The organism is Acetobacter senegalensis (assembly GCF_001580995.1).
Classification (GTDB): domain Bacteria; phylum Pseudomonadota; class Alphaproteobacteria; order Acetobacterales; family Acetobacteraceae; genus Acetobacter; species Acetobacter senegalensis.
Map to the genome: position 1 here is coordinate 1 of NZ_LHZU01000004.1, position 532 is coordinate 532.

The following is a 532-nucleotide window of genomic DNA, read 5'->3' on the forward strand; positions in this document are numbered from 1 at the left end:
GGAACAGACGCACCCGTCCGGTCCAGAACTTGCACGCTGCGACTTTGGTAAGGTGTTCCGATAGGGATAGTAAATTTATTACGGTTAAAAGCAGAGACGGTGTAAGTTAACGCTGCTATCGTTGTCTCTGTAGGACCATAACCATTCTCTAAACGTGCGTGTGTTGGTAATATTTCTAAAATATTTTTTGCAACGGAAATTTTTAGCGTTTCACCTCCACACATACATATTCGCAAGGAGGTCCATTGTTTATCAGTTTCTTTGGGTAAAATCGAAATATAGGCAGTGGGAAAGAAAGCGATTGTCACCTTAAAATAATTTATTTGTTTTTTTGTTTCTAGAACATCCCAAATCTTTTCTCCTCTCATTAAAAGTAAAGTTCCAGAATTTAATGACGTGAAGATTTGCTCAATCGAGGCGTCGAAATTCAATGTGGAGAATTGTAGAATTGTATCAGCTTGATTTATATCAAACCGTGTTATCTGATCCTTGACATGAGTTGCCAGGTTTTTGTGAGTGATACCGACGCCTT

The 532-nt window shown here is 38.7% G+C and carries 1 protein-coding gene; it reads right to left on the bottom strand.

Annotated features, from left to right (window positions below; genetic code table 11):
- Positions 1 to 532, bottom strand: a 532-nt coding sequence (locus AD948_RS17440; protein ID WP_156478850.1) for an AMP-binding protein, incomplete at both ends; no start/stop codon positions are given.